We start from the raw sequence: 7861 nt of genomic DNA on the forward strand, positions 1-7861 counted from the left end.
CGGATGACCGTGTCGTAATTCGCGGCCACGAAGTACGGCATCGAGAAACGCTCGGGGCTCAGGTTCAGGACGCGATGCGGGGTCGAGCGGAGCAGCCCGTTGGTCCACGCTTCGAGCATGTCTCCGATGTTCACGACGAACACGCCGGGATCGACCGGGACGTCGATCCAGCGCTCGGCCGTCGTCATGACCTGGAGGCCAGGATTCCTGGTGTGCAGGAGTGTCAGGCACTCGTAGTCGGTGTGCGCGCCCATGTTCACGGACGTCGAGTCCACGACCTGGCGCTGGCGCACGTAGTGCAGCAGACGAAGCTGCGACACCGGCTTGGTCATGTGCTTGGTCATTGCGCCGGCCGGCAACCCCAGATGCAACTCGAGAGCCGAGCAAACCAGCTGGCCGAGTGCCGAGATCTGATTGTAGTAGGCCGAGACGGTCCGTTTGAAGCCGGGAAGGTCGGGCCAGACGTTCGGGCCAAGGACCCGGTTGCCGGCGAGATAGTCCGGATCGTCGTGCGGCAGGTCGAGCCCGAGGTCGAAGGCTTCGTAGCTGCGGTTCACTTCGTCCGGATAATCGCCCTTCTCGGTGAACGGGACGTAGCCGCGATGGTTCGTGCTCAACCCGATGTAGTGCTGTCGCTTCAAGGCTTCCGGGAATTCGAAGAAGCGCTGCGCCATCCGGTAGGTCCGTTCGACCAGCGCGAGGTCGATGCCGTGCCCGGTGATCCGGAAGAACCCGGTCTCGCGGCTGGCGCGGCCGATTTCGTCGGCGATCCTTCTGACTTCGCGGGTGTCGCCGGTTCGCAAACCGCTGACGTCGATCAACGGCAGGCCCAGCGTCGTTTCCGTAGAAGTTTCCATGAAGTCCGGTACTGGAGTTCGGGTGGCCACGAACTCTCGCTAGCGATTTATGGTTAACAAACCGTTGTCTTTTTTCAGACGGCCGGGAAGTAGAGAGCGAACGTCGATCCCAGCCCCGGGTCGCTTTCCACGACGACGGTTCCGCCCGACTGGCGCATGACCCCCATCACCATCGACAGGCCCAGCCCCGTTCCATCGCCCGCAGGCTTGGTCGTGAAGAACGGATCGAAAATCTGGGGCAGGCGCTCGGCGTCGATGCCGGTGCCGCTGTCGGACACGCTCACGCGGACATATCGTCCGGGCGCGAGGTCGCCGGGGAACGTCGCCCTGTCGAGCAGGGAATGCACGACGTTCGTCGTCTCGATCCTGACGCTGCCCTGCTCCGGCATCGCCTCGAAGCCGTTGAGCGTGAGGTTCTGAAGCATGTTGTGCAGCGCCGCCGGGTCGACGGATACGGTCCAAAGGTCCTTCGCGAGAACACGCTCGATCTGGCGCGACAAGGCTTGCTCGCATTCGTCGCAAAAGGCGGAAACGAGGTCGTTCATGTCGACCGCTCGCGGCGTCAGCCGCCGCTTCTGTGCGAAACCCAGCATGTCGCTGATCAGCTTGGCGCCTTCCGCCGAAGCCGCCTTTGCAGCGTCCAGCGTCTCGCGGGTTTCCGGGTCCGTATTCGAAAGCTCCAGCAACTCGAGGTTGCCTGCGATGACGGTCAGAAGGTTGTTGAACTCGTGCGCGAACTGGCCCGTCAACCGACCGATCGATTCCAGTTTGCGCGCCTCGAAAAGCTTGCTCTCCAACGCCTTCCGGTTCTTCGTCTCCTCGGTTAGCTGGCTGTGCGCGACCACGATCGCATCGTAGCGCTCCTGCGATCTGCGAGTCTCTGCCAGCAGATCGAGCTTGGCCGTCGTCATCGCCGCGACGGTGCCCAGAATCTCCAGCTCCGGGTCCTGGAACGCGAAAGGGTCGGGGTGTTCGCTGTCGATCACGCCGACGACGCGCCCGCCCGAGATCAGCGGAACGCATATCTCGGACCGCGCGGGTTGCGTATCGGTGATGTAGTTGGCGTCGTTCAGCAGATCGTTGACGATGATGGGCTGGCGCGTCTGCGCCACCTGCCCCGTGATGCCACGGCCGAAGGGGATCACCAGCGGGTTGATGATGTCGCGGCCGAACGGGTTCTTCTCGCCCCAGGCCGACACCTGCGTCAGTTCGGTCTGCGCATCGTTGGCCTGGTAGATGACGCAATCCACGAACCCGAGCTTGCCCACCACGTTCTGCGCGACGTACCAGAACAGGTCCTCGACGCTGGGTATCGACATCAAGTCGACGGCAAAGGTATTGAGAGTTCGAAGGGTCTGCGCTTCGGTAGCCCGCTTTTGCCCCTGCAGGCTCGAAGTCACCGGCTTCAACATCAAATTGGTCCACAAGCATTCATAATACGGCCACACTACTTCGGCGTGTGTCGGAAGTATAGCTTGTCGGGCGAGGCGGGAAATCCGTTTGCGCCCGAAAAGGTCCGTGATCGCTTCGACTTCGGGGGTCTATCCCAGTTTCGCGACGTCCGACGCTGAACAATTCGTGACCAAGCGGCGTGACTGGAAAGCCGCGTTGGAACTGACGAACGCTGAGGCAGCGGAACCCGGACGCGATCGTAGCGGACAGGCTCTGGGTAGAGGAGCGCATTTGAACTATCCGACATTGTTCGGATATGATCGTGGGGCGCGGAACGACTGATGCCTCAGAGATGCGTCAAGGCATCAGCGAAAAGCCGGCCCGTGCGCCCAGATCGTGAGCGAATGGCGTGCGCCTTCCGAGACCGGCGTCACCCGGTGCAGGAGATAGCTGGGAAACAGCGTAGCCGCGCCAAGCATCTTGCATGCTTCCGAAACCTGAGCCGACGGCATGATCTCGAGCACGCCACCGACGTAGTCGTCGGGGTCTGAAAGCTGAACGACCATGGTGAGTTTCCGTCGGCTTGCCAGGCGGCCATCACCGATATCCGCGTGCCAATCGAAATGGCCTTCGCGCTCGGCGCCATAGCGCGCCACCTGGGCGCTTTCGTCGAAACCCTCGATGTCGAAACGGTAGACCTGCCGGTTGGCCTCGGCCACGGCATCCACGACGCGATCCATCACCCAGGATGCACCCGCGATATCGTCGATCCAGACCAGGTCGGCACGGCGCAGGTTGTGGTCCCGTTGCCGCCCGACCAGACGGGCGTCCGACGGCTCCGCGTTCGACACCATCTCGATGATGCGCGCGCAGTCGCCTACAGAGAAAGCATCTGGGATCGTGTGCAGGGTGATCATGGGGCTCGTCCTCGTGGAAGAGCCCCCGATACAGCACACCGTCCGGATCGCTGATCAGAATGCGACCCGGACGGCGGAATGCGACGTCTGTCGTCGCGTCAGGCGACGAGCTTGCCGGTGATCTCGACCAGGCGCTTGGCTTGGTGCGCGACCGCGGCGCGGCCCTTGTCGTCGAACTTGCCGGCCTCGGCCGAGTAGCCGTACGGGTTGCCGCCGGCCTCGAACAGGACCGGATCGGTATAGCCCGGCGCCACGACGATCGCACCCCAGTGCATCACGCTCTGGTAGAGCGACAGCAGCGTGGATTCCTGCCCGCCGTGCACGTTCTGTGCCGAGGTCGTGGCGGTGACCGTCTTGTTGATCAGCTTGCCCTCGAACCATAGGCCGCCCAGCGTGTCGATGAAGGCCCGAAGTTGCGACGGAGCCGACCCGTAGCGCGTCGGCGCCGAGATGAAATAGCCGTCCGCCCAGGTCATGTCGTCATGGCTGACCTCGGGGATGTCCTTGGTCTTCTCGGCCTGTGCGGCCCAGGCATCCTGGCCCTGCACGACTTCGGCGGGCGCTGTTTCGGCGACGCGGCGCACGCGAACCTCGGCGCCGGCCTCTTCGGCGGCCTTCGCGGCGACTTCGGCCATCTGGTGGTTGGTGCCGTAGGTGGAATAGAAGATGACGGCGATCTTAGGTTTGGACATGGTGCGCTCCTCTTGGTGCGTTTCACGGCACACATGGGACAAGCGAAGCACTGGCGCTATTGGCGAAGACCGCATGGATCCTGTGCGGAAATACGCGGGTGGCGGCGACTTGGCTGGATTGGCCGGCACGCGGACGAAGCGGCCGTCGGCTGAAACCGCACTTCAAGACTCCGTCGCGCCCTTGCCCGCAGGGATCGTGCCGCGGCGTGCAGCGCGTGCGCCGCGCGCTTCTTCGGAGAAGCAATAGCGGGTGGACCCCGCCGCTCGCCCTTGACGCTTAGCTTTCGTGCCGGGTTCCGCCGCGGCGGCGCGTGTCGATCGGCAGGTTCACGTGCACGGGCCGGTACGCGCGCTGGTCGCAGGCCTGCCGGGGGCAGACGTGGCAGTTGATGCCGATCGGCGCGAACAGTGCGGGATCATCAATGTTGAACTGCCGCGCATAGCCGATGCGCCGGGCGTGCTCGATCTCGCAGCCGATTGCGATCACCAGCCGCCGGTCGCGCGGCTGGCGGCCGATATGCGGGCGGTCCACGCCGCGCGACAGCGTGAAGAAGCGTCCGCCCTCGGGCAGTTCGACGAACTGCGGGATGATCTTGCCCGGGGCGCGAAGCGCGCCGTGCACGTCCCAGACGGGGCAGGCGCCGCCCTGCTCGGCCAGGGTGAAGGGCGTGGCGTTGAAGCGCTTGGTCACGTTACCGGCACGGTCGATGCGCAGGAAGAAGAACGGCACGCCCCGCGCCCCGTCGCGTTGCAGCGTGGTCAGCCTGTGGCAGACCTGCTCGACACTGAGGCCGAAGGCCGCGGCCAGCCGGTCGACGTCGTAGGCGCTTTCCTCGGCGCGTGCGAGGAAGGCATCGTAGGGCATCAGCAGCGCCGCCGCGAAGTAGTTGGCCAGTTCGACCTCGAGCCGCGCGCGCCCGGCCCCGGTGTCGAGATCGCTTTCCTCGATCCGCACGGCGATCTGCGGCCCGGCTTCGAGCAGGCCCAGCACATGCGCCAGTTGAAAGACCTTGTTCGCGTGGTCGAGCGCCTCGGACAGCTGAACGACGGCCGCGGCTTCGTCCGTGCTGCGCAGCGCACCGCCCATCTCGGCCACGCTCAGCACGCGCGTCTCGTAGCCGTGCTCGAGCCGCAGATGCCGCTTGAGCAGGGTGTAGACTTCGTCGACCGTCCCGCCGATGCGCGCGCGCAGCGCGGCGGCAGCCTCTTCGAGTTCGGGGAAATGGTTCTGCCTGTCGCGGAAGAAGTCGTGGATCGCGGTCTCGGGTGTCGTGCGCGTCAGGGATGCGGCGGCCTCGCCGCCCGACAGAAGGTCGAGCTGGCGCACCATGCCACGGTGGCTGCGGTAAAGATGCAGGAATCGGTCGACGAGCGCCGGCGCATGGTCGAGCGCGGCGCGCAGCTCCGCCAGGTCGGGCGGTTCCCCGGCGAAGATCGGGTCGCGCACCGCGGCGCGCAGGTCGGCCAGCCGGTGCGCCTCGTCGTCCTGGACGAGCGCGCGGATGTCCACGCCATAGGCCTCGGTCAGGGCGATCAGCACCGGGACCGACAACGAGCGCTGGTTGTTTTCCAGCAGGTTGACGTAGGCCGGCGAGATTCCGAGGCGGTTCGCCATGTCCGCCTGCGTATGCTGATGTCGTTTGCGAAGCTGCCGCAAATGCGGGCCGACCAGCGTCTTTTTCATGTAACAGACTTTACAGCATGACGGAGTGTAAACGCAACAAATAACATGCAAACACGAATAAACGTGAAATATAATTACTTTACGGTACCTTCTTCTCAGTTCCGCGCTGGCTGACGGACGTAGCGGCCACAGGCGGAGGTTTGATGCGCAAGGGAGGACGTTACATGGCCTACACGATGACACGCCGGTTCACGATCGCGGCCGCTGCGGCGGCGCTTTCTCTGGGCGGTGCGACCGCCGCGACGGCAGAAGACTGGGCGCCCCGGAAGCCGATCGAGATGGTGATCATGGCCGGGCAAGGCGGCGGTGCCGATCGCCTCGCCCGCCTGTTCCAGTCGATCATCCAGAAGGAAAACCTCTCGAGCATGCCGATCCTGCCAGTCAACAAGGGCGGCGGGTCCGGGGCCGAGGCGCTGCGCTACCTCAAGGACAACGAGGGCGATCCGCACATCATCATGGCGACGCTCAACAGCTACTACACCACGCCGCTGCAGACCGACATCGGCGTCGACATCGAAGAGTTCACCCCCATCGCGCGGATGGCCAACGACAACTTCATCCTGTGGGTCAGCGCCGACAGCGACATCGAGACGCTCGAGGATTACGTCGCCGCCGTGCAGGCGGCCGACGGCGCGTGGAAGATGGGCGGCACCGGGTCCGGCCAGGAAGACAGCCTCGTGACCGCGATGCTCGAGGAAGAGTTCGGTCTCGAATTCACCTACGTGCCCTTCGACGGCGGCGGCACGGTCGCCAAGAACCTGGTCGGCAACCACATCGACTCGACCGTCAACAACCCGTCCGAGCAGATGGGCTTCTACAACGCGGGCAAGTCGCGGCCGATCGCGACCTTCACGCCCGAGCGGCTCGAGGCGTTTCCCGACGTCCCGACCATGCGCGAGCTGGGGCATGACCTGACCTATTCGATGCAGCGCAGCTTTGTCGCGCCCGGCAACATCCCGACCGAGGCCGCCGCCTACTACACCGACCTCTTCAAGCGCCTCTCGGAAAGCGAGGAATGGCAGAAATACGCGGCCGAGGAAGCGCTCGACGCCGAGTTCCTGTCAGGCGACGCGCTGCAGGAGTTCCTGCTCGAGGGCCGGGCGATCCACGCCGAGATCCTCGAGAGCATGGGTGAAGACCCCGCCTCCTGACCGCGGAAGGACGACACGCGGCCGGGCACTTCGCCCGGCCGTTCGCGCGCGTGCAGGCCCCCCGGGCGCTGCACATCGCGCAAGGCGCCCCGCCCGGCGAACGGGCCAGTTCAACGAGGAATGCCATGCTTGTAGCGGATCGACTGATCGCCGGCGCGCTGATGGCGCTGTCGCTGTACTTCATGAGCCACGCCGTAGCCCTGCCCATCGGCTGGAACGGTCAGACCGGCGGTCCCGGCGGCGGGTCGTTCCCGTTCTGGCTGTCCGCGGTGATGCTCGCCTGTTCGGCGGTGATCCTGCTGCGCAGTTTCGCGGCGGACGCGCGGGCCAGCTTCGCGTTCGACACCGCGATGCTGAGGCCGATCCTGTTGGTGGTGGCGGCGATCGTCGTGACCATCGCGCTGATCTCGTGGCTGGGCGCGTACGTCGCCATCCCGGCCTTCCTGTTCTGGTACCTGCGCATCTTCGGCGGGCACGGCTGGGCGCTGGTGCTCTCGATCACGCTGATCACCCCGGTCTTCCTGTTCTTCTTCTTCGAGGTGACCCTGCGGATCCTGCTGCCCAAGGGCGTGACCGAACCGCTGTTCTTCCCCCTCTACGCCATGTTCTTCTGAGGAGTATCGTCCATGGAGATGCTAGCGCTTCTGAGCAGCGGGTTCGCCACCTCGCTGACGCCGCTGAACCTGATGGTCGTCGTGCTGGGCGTGACGGCGGGTCTGTTCATCGGGGCCATGCCGGGGCTGGGCTCGGTCAACGGCGTGGCGATCGTCCTGCCGCTGACCTTCATCGTGCCGCCGAACTCGGCGATCATCCTGCTTGCCGCGATCTACTACGGCGCGATGTACGGGGGCGCGATCAGCTCGATCCTGCTGGGCATTCCCGGCGCCTCGACCGCTGTCGCCACCACCTTCGACGGACGCCCCATGGCGCAGCAGGGCAAGGCCGGCCTCGCCCTGATCGCCGCCGCGGTTGCAAGCTTTGTCGGCGGCACGATCTCGGTAGTGCTGTTCACGCTGTTCGCCGCGCCCCTGGCCGATCTGGCGCTGGCATTCGGCCCGGCCGAGGAATTCGCGCTGGTGCTGCTGGCTTTCACGACCTTCGTGGGCCTTGGCGGCGACGACGTGCTCAAGACGATCGTGATGATCTGCCTGGGCCTCGTGCTCGCCAC

General features: G+C 65.2%; 8 protein-coding genes. 3 read left to right on the top strand and 5 right to left on the bottom strand.

Annotation, left to right across the window (positions count from 1 at the left end):
* The 5 genes from ACFDTC_RS12485 to ACFDTC_RS12505 form a co-directional block, all read right to left on the bottom strand.
* Positions 1–821: isopenicillin N synthase family dioxygenase (locus tag ACFDTC_RS12485; protein ID WP_375259207.1), on the bottom strand; the 821-nt coding region annotated here is incomplete at its 3' end.
* Between the two features lie 110 nt (positions 822–931).
* On the bottom strand, positions 932–2269 hold the full coding sequence (locus ACFDTC_RS12490) for an ATP-binding protein (RefSeq protein WP_375259208.1): 1338 nt from the start codon (positions 2267–2269) through the stop codon (positions 932–934).
* Between the two features lie 345 nt (positions 2270–2614).
* Positions 2615–3166, bottom strand: coding sequence for a 2OG-Fe(II) oxygenase (locus ACFDTC_RS12495; RefSeq protein WP_375259209.1), 552 nt, complete (start codon positions 3164–3166; stop codon positions 2615–2617).
* A gap of 98 nt (positions 3167–3264) precedes the next feature.
* Positions 3265–3858, bottom strand: a complete 594-nt coding sequence (gene wrbA, locus ACFDTC_RS12500; protein WP_375259210.1) for an NAD(P)H:quinone oxidoreductase type IV — start codon at positions 3856–3858, stop codon at positions 3265–3267.
* A gap of 277 nt (positions 3859–4135) precedes the next feature.
* Positions 4136–5542 (bottom strand): short-chain fatty acyl-CoA regulator family protein, encoded by a 1407-nt coding sequence (locus tag ACFDTC_RS12505; protein ID WP_375259211.1) that lies wholly within the window; start codon positions 5540–5542, stop codon positions 4136–4138.
* 176 nt (positions 5543–5718) lie between these two features.
* On the opposite strand from ACFDTC_RS12505, the gene ACFDTC_RS12510 reads away from it, so the two are divergent.
* The 3 genes from ACFDTC_RS12510 to ACFDTC_RS12520 form a co-directional block, all read left to right on the top strand.
* Positions 5719–6693 carry a Bug family tripartite tricarboxylate transporter substrate binding protein gene (locus ACFDTC_RS12510; RefSeq protein ID WP_375259212.1) on the top strand — a complete coding sequence of 325 codons (975 nt, stop codon included), beginning with the start codon at positions 5719–5721 and terminating at the stop codon, positions 6691–6693.
* A 125-nt stretch (positions 6694–6818) separates the two neighbouring features.
* Positions 6819–7307, top strand: a complete 489-nt coding sequence (locus ACFDTC_RS12515; protein ID WP_375259213.1) for a tripartite tricarboxylate transporter TctB family protein — start codon at positions 6819–6821, stop codon at positions 7305–7307.
* A 12-nt stretch (positions 7308–7319) separates the two neighbouring features.
* On the top strand, positions 7320–7861 hold a 542-nt coding region (locus tag ACFDTC_RS12520; RefSeq protein WP_375259214.1), incomplete at its 3' end, for a tripartite tricarboxylate transporter permease.

The organism is Citreimonas sp. (assembly GCF_042096055.1).
In the GTDB taxonomy this organism is placed as follows: domain Bacteria; phylum Pseudomonadota; class Alphaproteobacteria; order Rhodobacterales; family Rhodobacteraceae; genus Citreimonas.

What these genes read in the sequence shown, in the direction of transcription:
- ACFDTC_RS12490 (WP_375259208.1), bottom strand. Translation starts at nt 2,269, where the DNA reads ATGTTGAAGCCGGTGACTTCGAGCCTGCAGGGGCAAAAGCGGGCTACC.
- ACFDTC_RS12495 (WP_375259209.1), bottom strand. Translation starts at nt 3,166, where the DNA reads ATGATCACCCTGCACACGATCCCAGATGCTTTCTCTGTAGGCGACTGC.
- wrbA (WP_375259210.1), bottom strand. Translation starts at nt 3,858, where the DNA reads ATGTCCAAACCTAAGATCGCCGTCATCTTCTATTCCACCTACGGCACC.
- ACFDTC_RS12505 (WP_375259211.1), bottom strand. Translation starts at nt 5,542, where the DNA reads ATGAAAAAGACGCTGGTCGGCCCGCATTTGCGGCAGCTTCGCAAACGA.
- ACFDTC_RS12510 (WP_375259212.1), top strand. Translation starts at nt 5,719, where the DNA reads ATGACACGCCGGTTCACGATCGCGGCCGCTGCGGCGGCGCTTTCTCTG.
- ACFDTC_RS12515 (WP_375259213.1), top strand. Translation starts at nt 6,819, where the DNA reads ATGCTTGTAGCGGATCGACTGATCGCCGGCGCGCTGATGGCGCTGTCG.